Origin of the sequence: Amycolatopsis sp. SB7-3 (assembly GCF_041021335.1) — a bacterium.
Lineage (GTDB): Bacteria > Actinomycetota > Actinomycetes > Mycobacteriales > Pseudonocardiaceae > Amycolatopsis > Amycolatopsis japonica.
The window spans coordinates 3,138,181-3,161,706 of sequence record NZ_JBFPJQ010000001.1; the positions used below are offsets into that span (position 1 = coordinate 3,138,181).

The window sequence follows — 23,526 nt, forward strand, 5'->3', positions numbered from 1 at the left end:
GCATAGGATGGCGGATGTCCACAGTGGAAGTTCGTGTTGGAAAGGCGACAGCGGGAGCCCTGCTCCTCGCCCTTCTGGCTGTGATCTGCGTCGCGAGCGTCGCCCTCGGTGCGCGTTCGATTCCGTTGGGTGTGGTCTGGGACGCGATCTTCCATCCCACCGGTGTGCCGGATCACCTGATCGTTCGTTCGCTGCGGGTGCCGCGAACGCTGCTCGGTGTCCTGGCGGGACTCGCGCTCGGCGCGGCCGGGGCGCTCATGCAGGGACACACCCGTAATCCGCTCGCGGACCCCGGTCTGCTCGGCGTCACCCAGGGCGCGGCGTTCGCGGTGGTGCTCGCCGTCGTCGTGCTGGGCATCGACGACCTCTACGCGTTCATCTGGTTCGGCTTCGCGGGCGCACTCGTCGCGAGCGCCGTCGTGTTCCTGCTCGGCGCCGTCGGCGGCCGCGGCGCCACACCGGTGACGCTCGCGCTGGCGGGAGCCGCGGTGAGCGCCCTGCTCAACGGCGTCATCTCCGCGATCGTCCTCGGCGACGACCGCGGGATGGAGACGTACCGCTTCTGGCACGTGGGTTCGATCGCGGGCCGGGACCCCGCGATGATCGGCCAGATCGCCCCGTTCGTGGCCGCGGGCCTGCTCCTCGCGGTGATCAACACCCCGGGGATGAACACCCTCGCGCTCGGTGACGACGTCGCCGTCGCGCTCGGGCGGCGGGTCGGCCGGACGCGGTTGCTCGGCGTCGCCGCGATCACGCTGCTGACCGGCGCCGCCGTCGCCGCCTGCGGGCCGATCGCGTTCCTGGGCCTGCTCGTCCCGCATTTCGCGCGGGCGATCAGCGGACCCGATTACCGCTGGCTGGTGCCGTTCTCGGCGGTGCTCGGCGCGATCCTGCTGCTCGCCGCGGACCTTCTCGGCCGCGTGATCGCCTCGGACAGCCTGGAGGTCGGCATCATGCTGGCGGTCCTCGGCGTGCCGGTGTTCGTCCACCTCGTCCGCAAGAAGGGCCTGGCCCGGATATGACCGCACCCAAGGTGATCTCGTTCGGCCCGGCGGCCTGGACGGTCCGGCCGAGGACACTCGCCGTCGCGACCCTCGCGGCGATCGCGCTGGTACTGGTCGCGGCGTTGAACATCGGCATCGGCACCTCCCACATCGGCCTCGGCGACGTCCTGAAGACGCTGTTCGGCGGCGGCACCGCGCGGGAACGCGGGATCATCTTCGACCTGCGGATGCCGCGCACGCTGACCGCGATCGGCGTCGGCGCCGCGCTCGGCCTCTCGGGTGCGCTGTTCCAGACCATCGCCCGGAATCCGTTGGCCAGCCCGGACATCCTCGGGATCACCTGGGGCGCGGGGGTCGGCGCGGTCGGCGTGATCGTCGCCGGCGGCACGGGCGGCCAGGTCAGCGGCCTGGCGAGCACGCTGGGCGTCCCGCTCGCCGGGCTGGCGGGCGGTGTGGTCGCGGGGATCCTGCTGTACGCCCTTTCGTGGCGGCGCGGGATCGACGGCTACCGCCTCGTCCTGATCGGTATCGCGCTGTCCGCCGTCGGCTACAACCTCGTGTACTGGCTGCTGACCGTCGGAGACGTCGACAACGCCGCGCGCGCGACCACGTGGATCGTGGGCAGCCTCGCCGACGTCGGCTGGGAATCGGTCGGCCCGGTCCTGCTCGCGCTGGCCGTGCTCGCGCCGGTCACGCTGATCGCCGGGCACACCATCGGCGGGCTGCAGTTCGGCGACGACACCGCGCGTGGCCTCGGGATCCGGGTCGACGCCGCCCGGGGTTCCCTGCTGCTGCTCGCCGCGGCGCTGGCCGCCGTCGCCACCGCGGCCGCCGGGCCCATCACCTTCGTCGCACTGGCCACCCCGCAGATCGCCTTGCGGCTGGTCCGCTCGGCGCAGCCGCCACTGTTCGGATCGATGCTCCTCGGCGCGCTGCTGACCGTCGGCGCGGACTTCGTGGTGCGCGTGACACCGGTCCTGTCCGGGCTGCCGGTCGGCGTGCTGACGGCGATCCTCGGTGCGCCGTACCTGATCTTCCTGTTCATCCGCAGCCGTAAGGAGGAGCGCGCGTGAACGCCAGACTGCGTGCCCGGGAGCTGGAACTCGGTTACGGCGAAACGCCCGTCGTGACCGGGCTCGACCTCGACGTCCTCGACGGGACCGTCACCGCGATCATCGGCCCCAACGGCTGCGGTAAGTCCACTTTGCTGCGTGCGCTGGCGAGGTTGCTCAAGCCGCGCCAGGGCGCGGTCCTGCTCGACGGCGAGCGGATCGACAAGCTGCCGACCCGTGAGGTCGCCAAGATCATCGGCCTGTTGCCGCAGACGCCGTCCGCTCCCGAAGGGCTGACCGTCTCCGATCTGGTCCGGCGCGGGCGGCATCCGCACCAGAGCTGGTACCGGCAGTGGTCGTCTTCCGACGACGAGGCGATCGAGCGGGCGCTGCGGCTGACCGGGATGGACGAGTACGCGGGCCGGGTCGTCGACCAGCTTTCCGGCGGGCAGCGGCAACGGGCGTGGATCTCGATGACGCTCGCCCAGGAGACCGGGCTGCTCCTGCTCGACGAGCCGATCACCTACCTCGACCTCGCGCACCAGATCGACGTGCTGGACCTGGTGTACCGGCTGCACAAGGAACGCGGGACCACCGTGGTGATGGTGCTGCACGATCTGAACCTCGCCGCCAGGTACGCGGACAAACTGGTCGCGATGCGCGAAGGCCGGATCGTCGCGCAGGGCCCGCCCGCCGAGGTGCTCACGGAACCGCTCCTCGACGAGATCTTCGGCCTGTCGGCGAAGGTCATGGAGGATCCGGTGTCCGGGACACCGCTGGTCGTGCCGGTGAGTGCCCACCTTCGGGCGTAGCGTCGCAACCTGCCCGTCCGCTGTGCGTCTAACGGGCATGGAGAGAAGGGCGTTCCTCAAACTCGCCGGTGCGACCGTGGCCGGAGTGGCCGCGACGGCGTGCTCGGCCGCGCCTCCCGCGCAGGCGCCCAGTTCCGCGCCCGGCACGTCGCTGCCGCCGAGCACCGGCGTCACGCCGCCGTCCGGTCCGCCGGACTGGGCCGCGCTGCGGAACAAGATCTCCCTTCTCCTGCCCGGGGATTCCGGCTACGACAACGCCAAACGCGTGTTCAATCCGGCTTTCGACGGGCTCAAGCCCGCAGCGATCGCGAAATGCGTCAAACCCGAGGACGTGCAGGAAGCCGTTTCCGCCGCGGCACGGCGGGTTCCGATCGCCGCTCGCAGTGGTGGCCACAGCTACGCCGGCTACTCGGTTCCCGACGGTGGCTTGATGATCGACCTCGGCGGAATGTCCTCAGTGGACGTCCAAGGTGAACAGGTCGTGATCGGCGCGGGTGCGAAACTGAAGGACGTCTACGCGACGCTCGGCGGCGCGGGACGTTGTCTTCCCGCGGGTTCCTGTCCCAGTGTCGGGATCGCCGGGCTGACGCTCGGTGGCGGAATCGGTGTCCTCGCCCGGAAATACGGTCTCACCTGTGACCACCTGGTGTCCGCGCGAGTCGTCACGGCGGACGGGAAACTCCGGACGGCGTCGGCGGATTCCGAGCCCGAGCTGTTCTGGGCGTTGCGCGGTGGGGGAGGTGGCAACTTCGGGGTCGTCACCTCGTTCACGTTCCGCACCGACCCGGCGCCTTCGGCTGTTTCGGTGTTCTCCTTGCGATTCCCGGCCGGGAGCGCGAACGACGTGCTCGCCGAGTGGCAGCGGTGGCTTCCCGAAGCACCGCCGGAGTTGTGGGCGAACGTCGTGCTGTCCGGGGGAACGCCGGTCGGCGCGCGCATCGCCGGTTGCTACGTGGGCGATTCCGCCTCCTTGGGCAAGCTGCTGAACGGATTCCCTGGTGCGACGCGTTCCGTGAAGCAGCTCGACTATCTCGGCGCGATGAAGTACTTCTCCGGCAGCGAAAGCCGACAGTCCTTTGTGGCCTCATCGCGAATACTCGAAGAACCGGCCGATCCCGCGAAGCTGACGTCCGTGCTCAAGGGCAGGCGCGGAATGGACCTCCTGGTCGACGGCCTCGGCGGTGCGGTCGCCGACGTCGCGCCGGACGCCACCGCGTTCTGGCATCGGAAGGCGATCGGCAGTGTGCAGATCTACAGTCAGGCGGATACGCGTAACCGTTCCGCGGCAACGGATTCCGTCGCGGAAGTGGTGACGGGGCTCGGGCTGGGCGGGGGCTATGTCAACTACATCGACCCCGCCCTGCCCGACTGGATGACGGCGTACTACGGCGGCAATGCCACCCGTCTCAAGCAGGTGGCCAAAACCTACGACCCGGACAAGGTATTCGGATTCGCGCAGGCCGTCACGCCGGATTAGAGGTCGATGCCGGTGAAGACGGTGACCCGTTCCTCCGTGAGGTCGTTCATCGCGGCGAGAACACCTTCCCTGCCCACACCCGATCCCTTGACTCCGCCGTACGGCATCTGGTCCGCGCGGTAGGACGGGACGTCGCCGATGATCACGCCGCCGACTTCGAGTTCGGTCGACGCGTAGAAGGCGAGATGGACGTCGCGGGTGAACACGCCGGCCTGCAAGCCGTAGGCGGATTCGTTGACCGACGCGAAAGCCTCGTCGACACCATCCACAATGGACACCGCGAGGACCGGGCCGAAGATCTCTTCCGCCCAGGCCTTTGTGGACGGTGGGACGTCGGTGAGCACGGTCGGCTCCACCGTGGCTCCGTCACGCTTGCCGCCGGTGAGGATCTTCGCGCCCGCGGCGACGGCCTCGTCGATCCAGGCCACGATCCGCTCCGCGGCCGCCTCGTCGACGACCGGGCCCACGTCGGTGTTCTTGTCGTACGGGTCGCCGGTGCGCTGGGCCTGCACGGCTTCCACCAAGGCGGGCACGAACTCTTCGGCGACCTCGCGTTCGACGATGACGCGTTGCACGGCGATACAGGACTGCCCGGCCTGGTAGTTGCCGAAGGTCGCGATCCGCTCCGCCGCACCCTCGGGATCCGGCCAGTCGCGCAGCACGACCGCGGCCGCGTTGCCGCCGAGTTCGAGGACGACGTGCTTGCGCTGCGCGGCGTCCGCGATCGACCAGCCGACCGGACCCGAACCGGTGAACGACACGACCGGCAGCCGGGGATCCGCGACCAGCGCCGACGTCTCCTCGTTGCCGAGCGGCAGCACCGAGAACGCGCCCTCCGGCAGGTCGGTCTCGGCCAGGATCTCACCGAGGATCAGCGCGGCGAGCGGCGTCCGAGGAGCGGGTTTGACGATGATCGGCGCGCCGACCGCGAGCGACGGCGCGACCTTGTGCGCCACCAGGTTCAGCGGGAAGTTGAACGGCGCGATCCCCAGCACCGGGCCGCGCGGGACGCGACGGGTGAGCGCCAGCCTGCCTTCGCCCGCCGGATCGGTGTCCAGCCGCTGCAGGTCACCGCTGAACCGGCGGGCCTCCTCGGCGGCGATCCGGAACACCGACACCGCGCGCCGCACCTCGGCTTCGGCCCACTTGAGCGGCTTGCCGTTCTCGGCGGTGATGACCTCGGCGATCTCCTCGGACCGGCCCGCGATGACGCGCGAAACGTGGTCGAGCGCCGCGGCGCGGCTGTGCGCCGGGGAACGCCGGAACTCCTTCGCGACACTCACCGCCGCGCTCACCGCTCGCTCGACCTGATCGGGGCCGGGCACCGCGACGGTGGCGACTTCGCTTCCGTCGAAGGGGTGATGCACGGTGAGCGTCGAAGCGCCCTGCTCGGGGCGTCCGGCGATCCAGGCGGGGCGCGGCTCCGGGGTGATCATGTCCATGGGTGACAAGGTATTCCAGTCAGGGTTTGACGAGCACCTTGAGCGCCTCGCGGTCGGCCATCGCGCGGTAGCCGTCGGGAACCTCTTCGAGCCCGATGGTCCGGTCGAAGACCTTGCCCGGCTGGTACTTGCCCTCGACGACGTCTTCGAGCAGCTCGGGGATGTAGTGGCGGGCCGGGGCGACGCCGCCGGTGACGGTGATGTTGCGGCGGAAGAGCGCGGGGCCGATCGGGCCCTCGGCGTACTGCGGCACGCCGACGCGGCTCACCGTGCCGCCGGGGCGGACAGCACCGACCCCCATCTCGAAGGCGGGCTTCGTGCCGACGCATTCGAGGACGGTGTGCGTGCCTTCACCGCTTGTCAGCTCTCGCACCTTCTCGATGCCTTCGTCGCCGCGCTCGGCTACGACGTCCGTCGCGCCGAACTCACGGCCCAGGTCCGTGCGGGTCCGGTGGCGGCCCATCAGGATGACGCGCTCGGCGCCGAGGCGTTTCGCCGCGAGAACCGCGGAGAGACCGACGGCGCCGTCACCGATGACAGTGACGGTGGTGCGCTCGTTCACGCCCGCCTTGACCGCCGCGTGGTGGCCGGTCGCGAACACATCGGAGAGCGTGAGGAACGAGGCGAGCAGATCGTCGTCCTCGGTGTGCGGCAGTTTCACCAGCGTGCCGTCGGCCTGCGGGACGCGGACGGCCTCACCCTGACCGCCGTCGACGCCCTTCGCGCCCCAGTTGCCGCCGTGCAGACAGGAGGTGTGGAGGCCTTCGCGGCAGAACTGGCACGTGTTGTCGGAATAGACGAAGGGTGCGACGGCCAGGTCGCCCGGCTTGAGCGTGGTGACGTCGGAGCCGACGGCTTCGACGACACCGAGGAACTCGTGCCCGATCCGGACGCCGCGGTCGCGTGCGGGCATGCTGCCGTACGGCCAGAGGTCGCTGCCGCAGATGCAGGAACGGACGACGCGGAGGAGGGCGTCGGTCGGTTCGCTCAGCTTCGGGTCCGGGACGGTCTCGACGCGCACGTCACCGGCGCCGTAGATGAGTGTCGCTCGCAAGACGGGTCCTTTCCTCGGCTGGCCCCAGTATGGGCGCGTCGCGTTCAGCCCGCTAAACGCGATCGGTGGAGGTCGCGCAGCAGGAGGATTTCAGCGCCGTGGTGGATGGCCTCCCGGTTGATATGCAGGACGAGGGCCGCGAAGGGGTACTCCGCGTACGGGCCCTCAGCCTCGCCACAGGGGCGTTCGAGGCCTTCGGCGGTGAGGGCGCGGACGCCGTCACGCCAGCGCGCGTAGGCGTCGTCGAGTTGCTCCAGCGCTTCCTTGGCGGAGGCCGCGTAGGGGAACGTCTGATAGTCGACGGGCGGGCCGTTGAAATGCGACGCGTTCCGCATCCCGAAGACGCCGACGATGATGTGCGCGAGGCGCCAGGCGATCGTCGTGACCGGCGGCGGGGACGGCTCCGGATACGCCCAGTCGATCGTGACGTCGCCGTTCTCGCCCGGCCGCACCGTCCAGCAGCCCTCGACGGGTTCCCAGAGGTATTCGTCGTCGGTGAGGGTGTCCAGCCGAGGGCGCAGGTGGTTCTTCCAGTGCCAGTCGAGCTGTTCGGAGAGTTCCTTGCTCCAGTCGATGCCCATGTCCCGGACGCTAGGCCGCGTCGCGGTCATCCGCTGTCCTGAATCGTGAGGGGGTTGGCGGCGGGGTGACCGGGCCCACCTGGGACGATGGTGGGGAAGCGTACTGCTCTGATCTGGAGGTTTCAGGTGCCCAGTCCCACCGGTCCGGTACTCGTCGTGGACTTCGGGGCGCAGTACGCGCAACTGATCGCGCGCCGGGTGCGTGAGGCGCAGGTCTACTCCGAGGTCGTCCCGCACACCGCCACCGCCGAGGACATCCTCGCCAAGGACCCCGCCGCGATCATCCTTTCCGGTGGTCCTTCCAGCGTGTACGCGGAGAACGCGCCCGCCCTCGCTCCCGGGCTGGTCGACGCGGGCGTGCCGATCCTCGGCATCTGCTACGGCCACCAGGTGCTCGCGCAGGCCCTCGGCGGCACCGTCGAGCCGACCGGGATCCGCGAGTTCGGCCGCACCGAGGTCCGCGTCGCCGGTGAAGGCGGCGTCCTGCACGCCGGCCTCCCGAGCAACCAGCCCGCGTGGATGAGCCACAACGACAGCGTCACCAAAGCCCCCGAGGGCGCCACCGTGACCGCTTCGAGTGACGGCGCCGCCGTCGCCGGGTTCGAAGACGTCGAGCGCCGCTTCGCCGGCGTCCAGTACCACCCCGAGGTGCACCACTCGCCGCACGGCCAGGAGGTGCTCCGCCGGTTCCTGCACGACATCGCGGGCATCAAGCCGCGGTGGACGACGTCGTCCATCGTCGACGACCAGGTCAAGCGCATCGCCGAGCAGGTCGGCGACGGCCGGGCGATCTGCGGGCTGTCCGGCGGCGTCGACTCCGCCGTGGCCGCCGCGCTGGTCCAGCGGGCCATCGGTGACCGGCTGACCTGTGTGTTCGTCGACCACGGTCTGCTGCGCTCGGGCGAGCGCACCCAGGTCGAACGCGATTTCGTCGCCGCGACCGGGGTGAACCTGGTGACCGTCGACGCGCGCGACCGGTTCCTCGACGCGCTGGCCGGGGTCACCGATCCCGAGGAGAAGCGCAAGATCATCGGCCGCGAGTTCATCCGCGTGTTCGAGCAGGCCGAGCGCGACCTCAAGGCCGAGGGCGACTACAAGTTCCTGGTCCAGGGCACGCTGTACCCGGACGTCGTCGAGTCCGGCGGCGGTGAGGGCGCGGCGAACATCAAGAGCCACCACAACGTCGGCGGGCTGCCCGACGACCTGCAGTTCGAGCTCGTCGAGCCGCTGCGCCTGCTGTTCAAGGACGAGGTGCGGCGCGTCGGGCTGGAGCTCGGGCTGCCGGAGACGATCGTGCAGCGGCAGCCATTCCCCGGCCCGGGGCTCGGCATCCGGATCGTCGGCGCCGTCGACGCCGAGCGGCTCGAGACGTTGCGCGCGGCGGACGCCATCGCGCGCGAGGAGCTCACCGCGGCCGGGCTCGACGGCGAGATCTGGCAGTGCCCGGTGGTGCTGCTGGCCGACGTCCGCAGCGTCGGTGTCCAGGGTGACGGGCGGACCTACGGGCACCCGATCGTGCTGCGGCCGGTGTCGTCCGAGGACGCGATGACCGCGGACTGGACGCGGCTGCCGTACGAGGTCCTGGAGCGGATCTCGACCCGCATCACGAACGAGGTCGCCGAGGTGAACCGGGTGGTCCTGGACGTCACGTCCAAGCCGCCGGGCACCATCGAGTGGGAGTGACCGCGCCCGCCCCGACCTGCGTTTCGCGGGCTAAACGCGATCTGTCCGTCCTGGGGGCACCCGGGCGACCGGATCGCGTTTAGCCCGCGAACTGCGTTCTGGGGTCTGGGGCACCCGCCGCGGCCCGGATCGCGATTAGGGGGCGAAACGCAGGTCGGCGGGGGTGGGCACCGTGGCGACGTCGGATCGCGTTTAGCCCGCGAAACGCAGGTCGGCGCGGGAGGGGCGGAGCAAGGCGAAGGCCCCGGCGAGGGGCCGGGGCCTTCGGAGTGGGGTGGAGCGTCAGCGGCGCCGCTAGCGGCGGCTCTTGCGCAGCGAAGCGGCGAGCAGCAGGACGCCGACGAAGATCGCCCCGCCCGCCATGACCCACCGGAAGTCGAACTGCGGGAGCCACGTGGAGCCGTCCGAGAGGACGTAGCCCGACACCAGCAGCGTCGCGATCCCGACGATCAGGGTGATGACGTCCACCCCGCGCTTCGCCGGCTGAGTCGCCTGGGTCTGCGTGCTGTCGTAGTTGTCGTAGTCGTACTCAGCCACGACGCACCTCCACGTTCCCGACACCGTTCTTGACCTGCAGAGTGATCTTCTGCCCGTTGTCACCCGCCGAAGTGAAGTCGATGCTGTCCTCGCCGACCCCCGAGCGGGACTGGCCGAGGCAGTCGACGTCGCCCGCGCCCGTCTCGCAGGAGACCTTCACTTCGGCTCCAGCCGGCACGAGCACCGTCGAGTTGCCCGCACCGCTGGAGACCTTCGTGGTCACCGAAGCGCCCGCCGGCAGCTTGGTCAGGTCGACATCGACGTTCCCCGCCGAGCGGTGGTATTCCGGCAGCACCTCGGACACCTGGACAGGGGTCGCCGTCAGGTCGCCGACGCCGCCCTTCACGGAGAAGCTCTCGAACGGCACCGTGGTCAGCGCCATCCCGGCGATCGCCAGCGGCACCGCGAGCCCGATCAGCCCGCGACCGCCCCGCACGAACGAACCGGCCACCAGTCCGATACCGACCACACCCAGGGTGAGCCCGACGACGTGCTGCATGGTGAACCACGGCTCGCCGTCCAGGCCGAGGACGGTGCCGACGCCGCCGACCAGCACGGCGATCCCGAAGGTCGCGGCGCCGATCTTCGACTTGCGGCGGCGGGGCATCGGCGGCGCGGGCGGCGGCGGAGGGGTCTGCGGCGGCATGCCACCGGACGGCGAGGCGTTCGGCAGATCCCAAGCGGACGGGTCGGCCGCGAGCGGGTCCCAGCCGCCCTCGGTCGCCGTCGAAGCGGAGGCGGCCGACGCCGACGCCATCGAGAACGCGGCGGCGGGCTGGGCCGGAGCGGGCATCGACGGCCGGTTGAACTGACCGCGGTTGCGGTGCAGGAGGTACAGCGCGACGGCCATCAGCGCGAAACCGATCAGCCCGGTGCCGTCGGTCATCCAGCCGCCGCTCAAGGTCCAGGTGAGACCGGGGAACAGCAGGATCAGCAGCAGCACCGCGAACGCCGGAGAACTCGACGCGCGCCCCCGGCCGATCAGGCCCTCGAACGCGGAAACGCGGTCGCCTTCCTGCGGCAGGAACAGCCAGCCCAGCAGATAGACGAAGACGCCGAACCCGCCGAACACCGTCGCGGCGACCAGCGCGACCCGGACCACGGTCGGGTCGATGCCGTACCGGTAGCCGATGCCCGCGGCGACGCCGGCGAACTTGCGGCCGTGCACCGGCCGGACCGGCCTGCTCCGCCAGAAATCCTTGACGGTCTCCTCGAAGCCGGCTGCGGGGCCGCGCTTCGGAAACTGTGTCTCACTCCCACTCATGCCACAAAGAATGCGCCCCGGTGGGCCCTCGCCACATCCGGGAACTCCCCTGAGGTTTCCCCCAGCGGGAAGAGTCAGGGGTTTCCCCGATGGATCAGTACCCCACTCCGTGTGACCATGGAGAACGTGCAGGAATCCGTCACCGACGAGCTCGCCGGACAGGTGAAGCCGACGATCATCGAGCGCCCTCCGGTGCCCGTTCCCGGCAGCCTGTCCCCGGCACCGTTCGAGCCGCCTAAGATGTATCGCCGCCGTTCCGGCCGCGCCATCGCGGGTGTCGCCGGAGGTCTCGCCGACCACCTCGGCGTCAAGGTGCTCTGGGTCCGGATCGCGTTCGCGTTGCTGGCCGCCCTGAACGGCGCGGGCCTGCTCGCGTACGGCCTGCTCTGGGTGTTCGTCCAGCAGCGATCCGGCGAGGTCGAGCCGGAGAAGTCCGCGCCGAAGGAGAAGCAGCAGGCCTTCGGGCTCATCGCGCTGGGTGTCGGCCTCGCCGTCGCCAGTGGCACGCTGACCGGTCTGATCAGCGGCTGGGTCGCCATCCCGCTGGCGCTGGCGATGATCGGTGCGGCCGTCGTCTGGCGCGAGGCCGACGAGTCGCAGCGGCGGCGCTGGCGCATCAGTGCCAAGGGCGGGGTCGCCACGGCGTTCCTCGGCGGCGGGGGCTGGTCGGCCGCGATCCGCCTGGTCGCCGGTGTCGCGCTGGTGATGACCGGCATCGGCGTCGTCGTCCTGGAAAGCGGCAGCATCGACCAGGTCAAGTTCGCGCTGGTCGCCGTGATCGCGACGCTGTTCGGCGTCGCCGTGCTGACCGTCCCGTTCTGGCTGCGACTGGTCCGCGACCTCTCCGACGAGCGCACCGCTCGCATCCGCACCGACGAACGCGCCGAGATCGCCGCGCATCTGCACGACTCGGTCCTCCAGACCCTCGCGCTGATCCAGAAACAGGCGGAATCGCCGCGCGAGGTCGCCAGGCTCGCGCGCGGTCAGGAACGCGAGCTGCGCGGCTGGCTGTACGGGCCGTCGGGGTACGGCAAGAGCAAGAAGACCGAGGAAGAGGCCGTCAGCGGTCAGCTGTCCGAAGTGCTCGCGGCCGCGTGCGGCGAGGTCGAAGACGCGTTCGCGATCTCGGTGCAGCAGGTCGTCGTGGGGGAGGCGACGCTGAACGAGCCGCTGACCGCGCTGGTCCAGGCGGCGCGCGAAGCGATCGTGAACGCCGCCAAGCACGCGGGCGTCGACGAGGTCAGCGTGTACGCCGAGGTCGAGCCGACGGCGGTCACGGTGTTCGTGCGCGACCGGGGCAAGGGGTTCGACCCCGACGTCGTGCCGAGCGACCGGCACGGTCTCGCCGATTCCATCCGGGGGCGGATGGAACGGCACGGCGGGAAGCTGAAACTGCGTACCGCACCGGGTGAAGGAACCGAGGTCCAGCTGGAGATGCCGGTCAAGGCGGGGAAGGGCGCGGCGTGAGGTCGCTATGCTCACGGGACAGGGCGAGCGAGGGAGCATCGTGACGGAGAACCAGCAGACGCGGGAGCCGGTCAAGGTCTTCCTCGTCGACGACCACGCGCTCTTCCGGGCGGGTGTGCGCACCGAACTGGACTCGATCACCGACGACGTCCGTGTGGTCGGTGAGGCGGGCTCGGTCGCCGAGGCGGTCGCGGGTATCGCCCGGACGAAACCGCAGGTCGTGCTGCTCGACGTGCATATGCCGGACGGTGGCGGCGCCGAGGTGCTGCGCCGGGTCCGGCCGGAACTGCCGGACGTCGTGTTCCTCGCGTTGTCGGTCTCCGACGCCGCGGAGGACGTGATCGCCGTGATCCGCGCGGGGGCGCGGGGGTACGTCACGAAGACGATCTCGTCGAAGGAGCTCGTGCGCGCCGTCGTGCGGGTCTCGGACGGGGACGCGGTGTTCTCGCCGCGGCTGGCCGGGTTCGTGCTCGACGCGTTCGCCGACCGGCCGGGTTCCGCGCCGATCAGCGACCCGGATCTCGACCTGCTGACCCCGCGGGAGCGTGACGTGCTGCGGCTGCTCGCGCGCGGGTACGCGTACAAGGAGATCGCGTCGGAGCTGTTCATCTCGGTGAAGACCGTCGAGACCCACGTGTCGAGCGTCCTGCGGAAGACGCAGCTCTCGAACCGGTACGAGCTTTCGCGCTGGGCTTCCGACCGGCGTCTCGTCTAGGTGGCGCCTGTTCTCCTCGGCCTGGTGGCCGTGTTCTTCCTGGGCATGGGCCTGCTCGGGCTCGCCGCGCCGAAGCGGCTGATCCGGCCGTTCGGCATCTCGCTGGAGTCGGCGACGGCGCGGACCGAGGTGCGGGCCGTCTACGGCGGCTTCGGGGTGGCTGTCGCGGTGCTGCTCGGGTTCGCGGCTTTCGACGTCGGCGGGATCCAGCGGGGTGTCGCGATCGCGGTGGCCGTCGCGCTCGCCGGGATGGCCTTCGGGCGGCTGGTCGCGCGGTTCGCGGAACGGCCCGAGCGGTTCTACCCGAGCTGGCTCTACTTCTGGGTCGAGATCGTCCTCGCCGCTCTGCTCGTCCTCGCGGCCCTGACGCCCTGACCTGCGTTTCGCGGGCTAAACGCGATCCGGCGAGCCCCCAGGCCCCACCGCGTCGCGATCAGCCCGCGAAACGCAGGTCAGCGGAATTCGTGGGTGACCTCGATCTTCCCCACGATGTGCGTGTTGAACTCGGCGAGGTCTTCGGCCGGGACCCAGAGCTCCAGGATCGTCTTCCCGCCCGCCTGCTGGACGGGGTACCGCTCGACGAACGACGTCTCGACCTCGAACCGTGTCACGAAGCCCGCGCCGTCGTGGCGCACGTTCCAGTCACGGGCGATCTTGATCGCGTAGTCCTCGTTCAGCACCGGGTAGAAGATGGGCTGCTCCGGCAGTCTCGGCGGCCACTCGCGCCAGCCCGATTCGCGGACGAGGTCGAGCTCGACGGGTCCGGTGGGGCGCCACAGCGTCGTCGTGTCCGTCATGGCGCGACCTTGTCGACGGCGGCCAAAGGGGGCTCGACCTGCGGAGTGGTAGCAAAGGTCCCTTGCTCCCTCGGGCGGAGCCGGGTCAGCGCGACCCCGCCCAGCACGACGACCATCCCCGCGATCACCCGCAGGTTCAGCGGCTCGGCCAGGAACACCGCCCCGAGCAGCACCGAGACCACCGGCAGCAGGTAGCCGACGATCGACGCCGCCACGGCGCCCTCGCTCGCGAGGAGCTGGTAGTTCAGCGCGAACGCGATCCCGGTCGACCCTATCCCCAGGATCACCACCGCGACGATCGCACCGGCGCTCAGACGCACCGGTTCGAAGCCGCCCATCGGCATCGCGAGCAGCAGGAACCCGGTCGCCAGCAGCATCTGCCCGCCGGCCAGCGACATCGGCGAGTCACCGGTGCCGGTGAGGTACTTGCCCTCGTAGACGAACGCGAAACCGTAGCTAGCGGCCGCCGCGAGGCACGCCAGGGCACCCCAGCTGAGCAGGCCGGACGCCTCCCACGGCGCGAAGATCAGCAGGATCCCGGCGAGCCCGACGACCAGCCCGGTGACCCGCACCGCGGTCATCCTCGTCCGCGCGCCCATCATCGGAGCGGCCAGCAGCACCCACAGCGGCGTCGTCGAGTTCAGCACGCCGGTGATCCCCGAATCGACGGTCAGCTCACCCCACGCGAACAGCAGGAACGGCAGCGCGTTGTGGAAGAACGCCGCGACGGCCAGATGTCCCCAGATCCGCCGCCCCGACGGCAGCCTGTCCCGGCCGAGATAGCAGAGCCCGATCAGCACCGCCGCACCGAGCGCCACCCGCGCCAGCACCAGCTGCACCGGCGTGAACGCGCCGAGCCCCAGCTTGATCCAGAAGAAACTCGATCCCCACATGAGCGCCAGCGCGCCGATCCGCAGCAGGGTCTTCGTCTCGCCCACCCCAGTCCTCCTTAGTGCCTGGCCCAGCTTCGCCGGACCGACGCGTAAGGACAAGCGAAAATAACTGCAGGGAGCCTTAAGAAGAACTGTACGATCGGAGCATGCTGGACGTCCGCCGCATGCAGGTCCTCCGAGCCGTGATCAGCAGCGGCTCGATCACCGCCGCCGCCCGGAACCTCGGCTACACACCATCCGCGATCAGCCAGCAATTGTCCACCCTGGAAAGGGAAGCGGGCGTCGAACTGCTCGAACGCGTCGGCCGCGGCGTGCGCCCGACGCCCGCCGGTTCGCTGCTGTCCGAACACGCGGAAACGCTGAGCACGCAGCTCGCCAAGGCCGAAGCCGCGCTCACCGAACTCAAGGAAGGCCGCACGGGCAGGCTCGCGATCCGCTACTTCGCCACCGCCGGCGCGTCGCTGGTGCCCTTGGCCGTCGCCGCGCTGCGCCGGGACTTCCCGGGTGTCCGCCTCGACCTCAAACTGGTCGAGCCCGACGATTCGATGCCCGAGATCGAGTCGGGCAAGGCCGACGTCGCGATGATCGTGCTCCCCAGCAGCTCTCCCCGGATCAAGGGCGTCGAGTACATCCACCTCCTCGACGACCCGTACCGCGCGATCCTGCCGAGGAACCACCGGCTCGCCCGCAAACGCGTCCTCGATCTCGCCGAGCTCGCGGAGGACCCGTGGGTCGGCGTCGACGGTCTCCCCGGCGCCTGCCGCGACATCCTGCTCGACGCCTGCGGTGCGGCCGGTTTCGCCCCGAACCACGTCGTCGAATCCGAGGATTACCAGACGGCACAAGGGTTCGTGGCCGCCGGGCTCGGCGTCGCGCTGATCCCGGAGCTCGGTCTCGGCGCCCCGCATCCCGGTGTCGCCATCCGCAAGGTCCGCCGTCCGGATCCGGTGCGGTCCATCCACGCGGCCGTCGCCGCGCACGCCAGGGAACATCCCGCGGTGCGGCGATTCCTCGGCGCGATCCGCGAAGGGGCCGTACAGACAAGCGGGAATGGCCGAGTGGGCACGAAAACCGGCTGAGCTTGAACAGCCGCGCGGGCGGTCGACAACCTGGCGGGGAAGCCACATTCCCGCCGGCGAAAGGACTTCCGTGCGTCCCCTGATCGTCCTGCACGGCTCATGGCACCAGCCCGCCCATTTCGACGACGTCGTCGAACGCCTCCGCCGGGACGGCGCCGAGGTCACCGTCCCCGACCTCGGCGCGCGCCCGATCGCCGAAACCACCCGGACCGTCCAGGAAATCGTCGACAAGGCGGCCGAGCCGCCGGTGGTGCTCGCGCATTCCTTCGGCGGCCTGACCGCTAGCGGGCTTCAGGGAACCTCGCATCTGATCTATCTGGCCGCGATCGTCAGCGAGCCGGGTGAAACCGCGCAGTACTGGATCGAGCGGACCAGAGAGGAAACCGGCCGCGAACCGCAGCAGCTGCCCTTGATCTTCGACGATGAAGGCTGGACCCATCTCGATCTCGCCGTCGTCCGCGAGGCCATGTACGCCGACTGCACGGACGCCGTCGCCGAGCGCGCCACGACCCTGCTGCGTCCCGAACCCGTCACGATCTTCGACGAGTCGCCGGAAGGCTCGGCGTGGAAGGACACCCCGACCACGTACGTCATCTGCACCGAAGACCGGGCGCTCGTCCCGGAAATGGTCGTCCACTTCGCCGCCCGGTGCGACACGACGGTGACCTGGCGCGCGAGCCACAGCCCGTACCTCAGCCGCCCGGTCGAACTGGCGACGCTGGTCCGCGAGCGGCTCTAAATCAGGAACAGCTCCGCGAACAGCACGCCGATCAGGATCGCCGCCACCACGGCACCCGCCGTGATCAGCCACTTCCGGGTGTCCGGCGACTTCGTGGCCGTCGGCGCGGCGGGAGCGTACTGCTGCGTCGGCGGCGCGTACTGCGGCTGCGGCGGCTGATACTGCTGCGGCTGGTGCTGGGGGAACTGCGGAACCGGCTGCTGCGACGGCTGATGTGTCGGGATCGGCATCGAGGCCGGAACCGTCGGCATCGCGGGGGCGGTCGGCGGGATGAACGCAGTCTGCCGTCCTTCGGTGATCGCGTTCAGCGAGCGGACGGTGTCCGCCATCGTCGGCCGCGCGTCCGGCTCCGCCCGCAGCATCTTGCGCAGCGCGCCGGCCAGCGGCCCGGCGGTCTGTGGCGGCCGTTCCGAGGACTCGCCGTCCTCCCCGAACGGCGGCACCCCCTCGACGGCCGTGTACAGCGTCGCGCCCAGCGAGAACACGTCGGACGCCGAAGTCGCCGGTTCGCCGCGCGCCACCTCGGGCGCGCGGTACGCCGGACTCGGGCCGCCACCGGTGATGCCGATGTCGGTGAGCTTCACGCCGCCGTCGTCGGCCAGCAGGACCGTGCCCGGCTCGACCGTCCGGTGCACCACCCCGGCCTCGTGCATCGCGGCCAGCGCGCGGCCGAGCACGATGCCCAGCCCGGCCGCCTGTTCCGCGGTGAGCCTGCCGTGTTCGGCGAGGAAGGCCGCCATCCCGCGGGACGGGATGTACTCCATCACCAGCCACACGTCCGGCCCGTCGGGCAGCACGTCGTACACCTTGATGGCGGTGGCGTGCTCGAACTTGGCCGCGTCCTTGCCTTCCTGGACGACGACGGCCTTGGCCTGTTCCGCCCGGTCCGGCGGCAGGCCGACGGGCAGATACATGCGCTTCATCGCGACCGTGCGCAGCAGACGGGTGTCGAACGCCAGCCACACGATGCCCGCCCGGCCACGCCCGATGGGCTGGTCGAGGCGGTATCGGCCGCCGACGATGGAACCTTCAGAACTCAAGGCAATCCTCGGATCACGCGCCAGCCGGGGTCGAACTCGCTGGAGGAGTCGGCGTGGTGCTCGGTGGGGGGTCGTCTGACGACGTCGGCGGCTTCGGACTCGACGTCTTCGTCGGTTTCGAACTGGTCGGCCGATCCGGCTCATCCGTCTGGCTCGCCTTGCTCGACGTCTTCTTCGACGAGGTCGGCGTCTCCTTGGGCGGCTCGGCCGACTGCGTCTCCGTCGGCGTTTCCGTCGTCTCCGGAGCCGAAGACGTCGCCGAAGGGGTCGGCTTCGTCGACGAGTTCCCCACCTGCGCGGGCGTCTCCGGGTTGTTCGGGCTCAGCAGCCAGAAACCCAGCGCGGCCAGCGCCACGACCACGACACCGCCGATGATCGCGGGTTTCTTCCACGCGCCCGGCTTCTCGTCGTCGTCCTCGTCCACCGGGCTGGTCTGCGCGCGGGTGGGCGGCGGCGGGGGCGGTGGCGGGTCGTCGTAGTCGTCGTCGTACGGATCGTCGTCGTAGTCGCCCGCGGGGATCGGGACGGCGCGCGTGGGCGCGGGGCCGGCGCCCGGGTGGCCGCGTTCGGCCAGCAGCGCCGTCTCGTCGTAGTTGTCGTACCCGTCGTAGTCGTCTTCCGGGTAGCCCGACGCGGGCGGCTGGTGGTAGTCGTCCTCGTCGTTGTAGTACGAACCGGCCGCGGCCTGATCGTCGAGGAGCGAACCCGAGTGGCCGGCGGCCTCGCTGTCGAGCGCCTGGGTCACGCCGCCACCGGCGAGCGCGCCCGCGATCGGCGCGGCGAGCACGGTGTCGTCGGCGGGGCCGCCCAGCGGCGTTTCACCCCGCGCGACGGCGGCGAGAAGCTCTTCGCACTCTTCGGCGGTGGGCCGGTGCCGCACCTCCGGGTGCAGCAGCACGGCCAGCACGCTGGCGAGCGGGCCGGACTGGCGCGGCGGGATGATCTGCCCGGCCGCGACGGCGTGCAGGAGGCTCAGCGTGTTCTCGCTGAGGCCGAACGGCGGCTGGCCTTCGCAAGCCGCGTAGAGCGTCGAGCCGAGCGAGAAGACATCGGACTCCGGGCCGGGGTCGCCGCCGATGGCCACCTCGGGCGCCAGGTAGGCGGGGGTTCCGGCGATCATCCCGGTTTTCGTGACCGTGACGTCGTCCTTGGCCCGCGAGATGCCGAAGTCGGTGATCTTCACGGTGCCGTTGGGCGCCAGCAGGATGTTGCCGGGTTTGATGTCGCGGTGCACGATGCCGACCGCGTGCGCCTCGGTCAGCGCCGCCGCGACCTGCGCGCCGATCCGCGCGACCTCGGTCGGCGGCAGCGTCCGCTCCTCCTGCAGCACCTGGGCGAGGCTCGTGGAGTTCAGGTACTCCATGATCAGGCAAGGCTGGCCGTTGTCGTCGGTGACGACGTCGAACACCGAGATGGCGTTCGGGTGGTGCAGTCTCGCGGCGATCCGTCCTTCGCGCATCGTGCGCTGGCGGGCGTCTTCGGCGTCGTGAGCCTCAAGACCCGGCTGCAGCAGCAACTGTTTGATCGCCACCGTGCGGCCGAGTACCTCGTCGTGCGCTTGCCACACGGCCCCCATCGCGCCCGTGCCGATCCGCCCGGCGATGCGATATCGACCGGCGACCAGGCGACCCTCGTCGCTCACGCGACCTCCCTTTGGGCTCCGTCTTCACGTCGCGGAGTCGTCCGCGCACGCGGTGCGGCCTTCAGCACGCCACAGCGTTGGAGCGTATGCACATGTAGTGGTCTGTGTGCCGGCTTTTCCGAGACCGACTCGTGACAAGGCTAGGCGCTCACTCTGCGCACACACACGCGGCACACTCTGATCGCCCTGGGTGGAGGGCTGTTACACGCGGGGTGTTCGTCACATGTGCTGCGCGGACAACAGCCGCGCGTCGGTGATCAGGCCGGTCGTCTCGTCGGCGAATTCCAGTACCTGCGTGACCCGGAGCAGGCCGCCGTCCGGGTTGCGCATGGTCACCACGGCGAGGATGGTGCCGTCGGCCTGTTCGCGGATGTCCTGGATCTGGATGGCGTCCATCGAACTCCAGGCCTCGATCAGCCTGCCGGCTTCGGACTCGGCCAGCACCGGCGTGATCAGCGACATCGCGCCGTACGGATCGGCGTCGACGGTCCGGTAGAACTTCCGGACCGCTTCGATCTTGTCCTCGACCGTGCTGACCGCGGCCGGTTTGGTGGCAGGCTGAGAACTCGTGCTGCCCGCCGGGGAACTCGGCCGGGGGAGCGAGCCCGAACCGGTGCCCGAGGAGGGCTGGGCCTTCGAGCTGGTGCCCGACGTCGCCGGCGTCTCCTGCTTCCGCTGCGGCTCCGTGGCGTCCGGGACGGCGAGTCCGCCGAGCGCGGCGGCTCCGCTCATCGTCTCCGGCGCGGTGGCGCGCGGCACCGTGCCTTCCCGCTGGGCGCCCGCGAGCACGCCCGCGGTGACGACGGCGCCCGCGACCAGCAGTCCGGCGGCGACCAGTCCGGCCAGCTTGGCCCGCCGGGCGGCGCGGCTTTCCGGCTCGTCCTCTTCGGGCTCGGGCCGGGGTGCGGGCTCTTCACGGGTGCGCGCGGGTACGAACTTCTGCGGCTCGCGGAAGACCTGCTCGAGATACTCGCGGTCGACGCGGGTGTCGTTCAGGATCTCTTCCGGGATGACGTCCTCGACACGTACGGCGTCCTCACGCCGTATGCGCTGTCGATCAAGCACGAAATTCCTCGCTCTGGTCCGGGGCAGGCACTGGGCCGTTCGGCCGGTGCCTTTGGTCCGCGCGGCCGTCTTCTGAACGGTGCGGACCCTGCAGTCGTCAGGTAACCCTGTGCGGACGGTGCACGGCCAGGCTCTATCGCCGGAATGCCGTCGCGATACGACGAACGGCAGCTTAGGTCACCCACCCGGACCAGGGATGACCGCTCAACGCACCGCACGTGCAGAGGAACAGGACACTTGCACGTGCGCGGTCGCCTACATGCCGTCGTCGACGATCTTGTCGTCGTCACCGAAGGTGAACGTGCGCTGCTCCATGGTCTTCGTACCGTCTTTGTGGGTGACTTCGACGGTGTTGACCGTGACGCCGCGGCGCTGGTCGATGCTGACCTTCTTCACCTCGAAGTAGGCGACGTCGGCGTAGCGCTCACGGAGGCCCTGAGCACCTTCTTCGCCCAGGCTGCCCGAGGTCACCGAGGACGCCTGTTGAGGGTCGGTGGTGACGGAGTTGAGGAAGAGCTCGGTGTTGTCGCCCATCGCCTGCGGGTCCGACTGCTCCTTGTACCAAGGGGCCGTGGTCGTGGTCCGGTCGGCGGGCACGACCGGCGGCTTCTGCGGCCGGTCGCTCGACGACGGCGCGGGCCCGGAGGTGACCGGTCCGCCCGAGTCGGGCCGCGACGAGCCGGTCCCGGTGTCGTCGCTGTCCGACGAGGTGCCGGAGTTGCTGGAACTCCGGTCGTCTTTTGTGGAGGAGTCGGTCTCGGCTTCGGACGGGTTGCCCGCCGCGCCACCCTGCGGCGGGGTGGTCGGATTGCCGGCGAGACCGTCCTGGGACAGCGGGCTGCCGCCGCGGTAGCCGGGCCAGCCGCCCTGGCTCTGCTGCTCGGGGAGGGGTTTGCCGACCAGGAACGAACCGGCGAAGAGCAGGCCGACCACGACCAGCGCGGACGCCGCGGCCGCGAACCAGGCGGCCTTGCGCCAGGTCTTGGGCGGGGTCACGGAGGCGGGCACCGAGCCGAGGTCGAAGGTGCTCAGGCCGTCGACGGGCGGGGCGATGTAGACACGGACGTCACTGTCGTCGATCTCCGCCGGCTCGGGACGGCGGGGGGAGGGGGCGGTCAGCGTCACCTTCGTGCGCTGGGCGGCTTTCGCGCGCCGCTCCTCGACGGGCGTCATGGTGGGTTCGGTCAACGAGACCTCGACGCGGGCTGGGCGCTCTACGGGAACTTCGCGAGCGGGCTGGGGGAGCGGCAGCAGGCCGCTCGATGGGGCGTAGCCGGGGCTCGGCGCCCTCCTGTTCCGCGGTGGCGGCAAGGGAAGGGAACCGGTGGAAGGCGGGGCGAACTCGCGGTGCGCGTGATGCCCGTGCCCGGTCGGGCGCTGCCGCCTCGGCGGCACGGGTGGGGTCCAGCTCTCGGTGCCGCCCGCCCGGTGACGACCTGTCTGTGTGGTGCCGTTGCGTCCCTGGTGTTCCGCCCAGCCGTTCATGTCCGAGCGACCCCCTCACAGGCCCACCCTGACGGCGATGTGACACCGGTTAAGCCGAACGGAGCAGCGGTTTCACGGGATCCCTCGCTTGCAGACTCCCGGGCAGTCTCGTGAGCAAATGCACGCGCATACGACTGGGGGCGCGCGGGGCCGTCGCCCCCGCGCGCCATGCGGGCATCGCCCGACCCAGACGCAAGGGTCCTCACGAGGTCCACACTAAAAGTTCGACACCCGCAAGTCTTCACCCACTCTGCAAGTTGCAGATGTTTCACTCGGTCGGGCGCGGCCGAACGGGCCTCGGTGACGTAACGCTGTGCTATCGGCGCTGGTGGGGTCGCTCAGTTGCCGCTGCGGTACTTCTGCTGGGTCGATTGCAGGGCTTTCGTGGCGGTGATCCCGCTACCCGCTGCAAGCAAAATCGCGATGATGTCGAGCGGCGTTCCCCCACTCGTGAGCAGCCAGGCGAAAAGCGAAGCCGCGGTGGTACCCGCTGCGATCGGCCAGCGCGTCTTGACGTACTGGGCGACGGGAGTGCCACCGGCGCGCTTACCCGCCGCGTTGTTCAGCATGGCGAGATAACCGACATGGCCCAATGCCGCGAGGACACCGGCGATCGCGATGATCACGGCGATGAGGTTAATCATGTGTCCAGTTTGCCTGGTCCCGCGCCGTCGTGGCTCGGGGAACACCCTGAGTTCCGCCTCACGCCGCAGGATCGTGACGTGGCCGGATCGCGTTTAGCCCGCTAAACGCGATCCGGGTGCGTCGTGGGGGAGCAAGGGACCTTTGCTACCACCTACCGCCCCAGCCTGCCCCGCCCCAGGTTGAGCAGCGCCATCGCCAGCTGCCGGCCCTCCGGCCCGAGTTCGCGGTAGCGCGCGAGCACGTCCATCTCGCGGTTGTAGACGATCCTGGTGCCGCCCGCGGCCATCCTGGCCGCACCGATCGTCTTCGAGACTTCGACGCGGCGTTTGACCAGCCGCAGGATCTCGCCGTCGAGGAAGTCGATCTCCTTGCGGAGTTCGCCGATCTCTTCGGCTGTGGCGGTGGGTTCTTCGGCGTCCGGCTTCTGTGTGGTGTTCATCGGGACCTTTCTTCGGTCCGGATTCCCTGCTGGCCCCCGGAACAGCGTAAAGCCCCGGGGTCCGTGGACTCCGGGGCTTCGGGTGATGGCAATGGCGGCACTATGCGATCACGGGAGCCGGAGTCCGGGTCCCGTAAAAAAATCGCGTCGCGTGGTGCCGCATGCCGGTCATTATGCCACAGCGGCGCCGCCCTCCGGCCGGAAGCGACGGCGCGCTCCGCGGACACGCGCGTGCACGAGGACGCTCATGGCCAGCCAGAACATGGGCATCGCCGGCCAGAAGAACGGCACCCCGGAGGCGACCCAGCGGACGGTCAACAGCACCGAAAGCGCGACGGCGATCGCGAGATGGACCCGCACCGCCGGATGGCCGAGGACGATCGGCCGCCGCTTCGGGGCGGGTTCCGGCAGATCCGAGGTGAGCGCGGCGAGGTCTTCCGTGTATTTGGCGGAATACACAGCGCTCAGCCGGTCTTCCACCTCTTCGAGAGTGAGCCGTCCTTCACCGCCGGCGGCCTGGATGCGGGTGGCGACCCGCTCACGGTCGGCGTCGGCGGCCCTGAGCCTGGAGGGAATTCCGTTGGTGTCCATGGCATCCGATCCTCCGCCGCGAA

At 70.2% G+C, this 23,526-nt stretch carries 24 protein-coding genes; 10 read left to right on the forward strand and 14 right to left on the reverse strand.

Annotated features, from left to right (window positions below):
- Positions 1 to 14: 14 nt before the first annotated feature.
- Genes AB8M46_RS15525 through AB8M46_RS15540 form a run of 4 tightly spaced genes read left to right on the forward strand, consistent with a single transcriptional unit; the run spans position 15 to position 4,345 of the window.
- Positions 15 to 1,022 carry a FecCD family ABC transporter permease gene (locus AB8M46_RS15525; protein ID WP_394360550.1) on the forward strand — a complete coding sequence of 336 codons (1,008 nt, stop codon included), beginning with the start codon at positions 15 to 17 and terminating at the stop codon, positions 1,020 to 1,022.
- Positions 1,019 to 2,077: an iron chelate uptake ABC transporter family permease subunit gene (locus AB8M46_RS15530; RefSeq protein WP_125732221.1), complete on the forward strand. Its 1,059-nt coding sequence runs from the start codon at positions 1,019 to 1,021 to the stop codon at positions 2,075 to 2,077. Before AB8M46_RS15525 ends, AB8M46_RS15530 begins: the two co-directional genes overlap by 4 nt.
- Positions 2,074 to 2,868, forward strand: coding sequence for an ABC transporter ATP-binding protein (locus tag AB8M46_RS15535; protein WP_394360551.1), 795 nt, complete (start codon positions 2,074 to 2,076; stop codon positions 2,866 to 2,868). The genes AB8M46_RS15530 and AB8M46_RS15535 overlap by 4 nt, the downstream gene beginning before the upstream one ends.
- Positions 2,869 to 2,905: 37 nt before the next feature.
- Positions 2,906 to 4,345, forward strand: a complete 1,440-nt coding sequence (locus AB8M46_RS15540; RefSeq protein WP_394360552.1) for an FAD-binding oxidoreductase — start codon at positions 2,906 to 2,908, stop codon at positions 4,343 to 4,345.
- Here AB8M46_RS15540 and AB8M46_RS15545 read toward each other — a convergent pair.
- From AB8M46_RS15545 to AB8M46_RS15555, 3 genes are read right to left on the reverse strand one after another with little or no spacing between them, the layout of a single operon-like run.
- Positions 4,342 to 5,787 (reverse strand): aldehyde dehydrogenase family protein, encoded by a 1,446-nt coding sequence (locus tag AB8M46_RS15545; protein ID WP_394360553.1) that lies wholly within the window; start codon positions 5,785 to 5,787, stop codon positions 4,342 to 4,344. The genes AB8M46_RS15540 and AB8M46_RS15545 overlap by 4 nt on opposite strands.
- Before the next feature lie 19 nt (positions 5,788 to 5,806).
- Positions 5,807 to 6,841: a zinc-dependent alcohol dehydrogenase family protein gene (locus AB8M46_RS15550; protein ID WP_394360554.1), complete on the reverse strand. Its 1,035-nt coding sequence runs from the start codon at positions 6,839 to 6,841 to the stop codon at positions 5,807 to 5,809.
- Between the two features lie 44 nt (positions 6,842 to 6,885).
- A complete protein-coding gene (locus AB8M46_RS15555; RefSeq protein ID WP_037332540.1) occupies positions 6,886 to 7,422 on the reverse strand; it encodes a DinB family protein in 537 nt (178 codons plus the stop codon).
- A gap of 126 nt (positions 7,423 to 7,548) precedes the next feature.
- Here AB8M46_RS15555 and guaA point away from each other — a divergent pair, with 126 nt between their 5' ends.
- Positions 7,549 to 9,105, forward strand: coding sequence for a glutamine-hydrolyzing GMP synthase (gene guaA / locus AB8M46_RS15560; RefSeq protein ID WP_394360555.1), 1,557 nt, complete (start codon positions 7,549 to 7,551; stop codon positions 9,103 to 9,105).
- Positions 9,106 to 9,399: 294 nt separating this feature from the next.
- Here guaA and AB8M46_RS15565 read toward each other — a convergent pair whose 3' ends face one another.
- A complete protein-coding gene (locus tag AB8M46_RS15565) occupies positions 9,400 to 9,642 on the reverse strand; it encodes a hypothetical protein (protein WP_125732231.1) in 243 nt (80 codons plus the stop codon).
- The gene (locus AB8M46_RS15570) at positions 9,635 to 10,906 is read right to left on the reverse strand and encodes a PspC domain-containing protein (protein ID WP_394360556.1); all 1,272 of its coding nucleotides are present in this window, start codon (positions 10,904 to 10,906) and stop codon (positions 9,635 to 9,637) included. Before AB8M46_RS15570 ends, AB8M46_RS15565 begins: the two co-directional genes overlap by 8 nt.
- A 111-nt stretch (positions 10,907 to 11,017) precedes the next feature.
- Here AB8M46_RS15570 and AB8M46_RS15575 point away from each other — a divergent pair, with 111 nt between their 5' ends.
- From AB8M46_RS15575 to AB8M46_RS15585, 3 genes are read left to right on the forward strand one after another with little or no spacing between them, the layout of a single operon-like run.
- Positions 11,018 to 12,373, forward strand: a complete 1,356-nt coding sequence (locus AB8M46_RS15575) for a PspC domain-containing protein (RefSeq protein WP_378420482.1) — start codon at positions 11,018 to 11,020, stop codon at positions 12,371 to 12,373.
- A 7-nt stretch (positions 12,374 to 12,380) separates the two neighbouring features.
- Positions 12,381 to 13,088: a response regulator transcription factor gene (locus AB8M46_RS15580; protein ID WP_085939730.1), complete on the forward strand. Its 708-nt coding sequence runs from the start codon at positions 12,381 to 12,383 to the stop codon at positions 13,086 to 13,088.
- Positions 13,089 to 13,463, forward strand: coding sequence for a DUF4345 domain-containing protein (locus AB8M46_RS15585; RefSeq protein WP_037332534.1), 375 nt, complete (start codon positions 13,089 to 13,091; stop codon positions 13,461 to 13,463).
- Between the two features lie 77 nt (positions 13,464 to 13,540).
- Here the strand turns inward: AB8M46_RS15585 and AB8M46_RS15590 are convergent, their stop codons facing one another.
- Together AB8M46_RS15590 and AB8M46_RS15595 are read right to left on the reverse strand one after the other, a co-directional pair.
- A complete protein-coding gene (locus tag AB8M46_RS15590; RefSeq protein WP_037332532.1) occupies positions 13,541 to 13,885 on the reverse strand; it encodes a hypothetical protein in 345 nt (114 codons plus the stop codon).
- Positions 13,882 to 14,823, reverse strand: coding sequence for a DMT family transporter (locus AB8M46_RS15595; RefSeq protein ID WP_125732239.1), 942 nt, complete (start codon positions 14,821 to 14,823; stop codon positions 13,882 to 13,884). The genes AB8M46_RS15590 and AB8M46_RS15595 overlap by 4 nt, the downstream gene beginning before the upstream one ends.
- A 101-nt stretch (positions 14,824 to 14,924) precedes the next feature.
- On the opposite strand from AB8M46_RS15595, the gene AB8M46_RS15600 reads away from it, so the two are divergent.
- Positions 14,925 to 15,857, forward strand: a complete 933-nt coding sequence (locus AB8M46_RS15600) for a LysR family transcriptional regulator (RefSeq protein WP_394360557.1) — start codon at positions 14,925 to 14,927, stop codon at positions 15,855 to 15,857.
- A gap of 70 nt (positions 15,858 to 15,927) precedes the next feature.
- Positions 15,928 to 16,596: an alpha/beta hydrolase gene (locus AB8M46_RS15605; protein WP_394360558.1), complete on the forward strand. Its 669-nt coding sequence runs from the start codon at positions 15,928 to 15,930 to the stop codon at positions 16,594 to 16,596.
- Here AB8M46_RS15605 and AB8M46_RS15610 read toward each other — a convergent pair.
- The 7 genes from AB8M46_RS15610 to AB8M46_RS15640 form a co-directional block, all read right to left on the reverse strand.
- Positions 16,593 to 17,636, reverse strand: coding sequence for a serine/threonine-protein kinase (locus AB8M46_RS15610; RefSeq protein ID WP_378420476.1), 1,044 nt, complete (start codon positions 17,634 to 17,636; stop codon positions 16,593 to 16,595). The genes AB8M46_RS15605 and AB8M46_RS15610 overlap by 4 nt on opposite strands.
- A gap of 13 nt (positions 17,637 to 17,649) precedes the next feature.
- A complete protein-coding gene (locus AB8M46_RS15615; RefSeq protein ID WP_394360559.1) occupies positions 17,650 to 19,278 on the reverse strand; it encodes a serine/threonine-protein kinase in 1,629 nt (542 codons plus the stop codon).
- Between the two features lie 219 nt (positions 19,279 to 19,497).
- Positions 19,498 to 20,343, reverse strand: coding sequence for a hypothetical protein (locus AB8M46_RS15620; RefSeq protein ID WP_037332523.1), 846 nt, complete (start codon positions 20,341 to 20,343; stop codon positions 19,498 to 19,500).
- Between the two features lie 255 nt (positions 20,344 to 20,598).
- On the reverse strand, positions 20,599 to 21,531 hold the full coding sequence (locus AB8M46_RS15625; protein WP_394360560.1) for a hypothetical protein: 933 nt from the start codon (positions 21,529 to 21,531) through the stop codon (positions 20,599 to 20,601).
- Positions 21,532 to 22,166: 635 nt separating this feature from the next.
- Complete coding sequence (locus tag AB8M46_RS15630; RefSeq protein WP_037332522.1) at positions 22,167 to 22,472, reverse strand: hypothetical protein; 306 nt, start codon at positions 22,470 to 22,472, stop codon at positions 22,167 to 22,169.
- 152 nt (positions 22,473 to 22,624) lie between these two features.
- Positions 22,625 to 22,912, reverse strand: coding sequence for a chorismate mutase (locus AB8M46_RS15635; protein ID WP_016331191.1), 288 nt, complete (start codon positions 22,910 to 22,912; stop codon positions 22,625 to 22,627).
- A gap of 171 nt (positions 22,913 to 23,083) precedes the next feature.
- Positions 23,084 to 23,503, reverse strand: coding sequence for a DUF1707 domain-containing protein (locus AB8M46_RS15640; RefSeq protein ID WP_394360561.1), 420 nt, complete (start codon positions 23,501 to 23,503; stop codon positions 23,084 to 23,086).
- Positions 23,504 to 23,526: the final 23 nt, after the last annotated feature.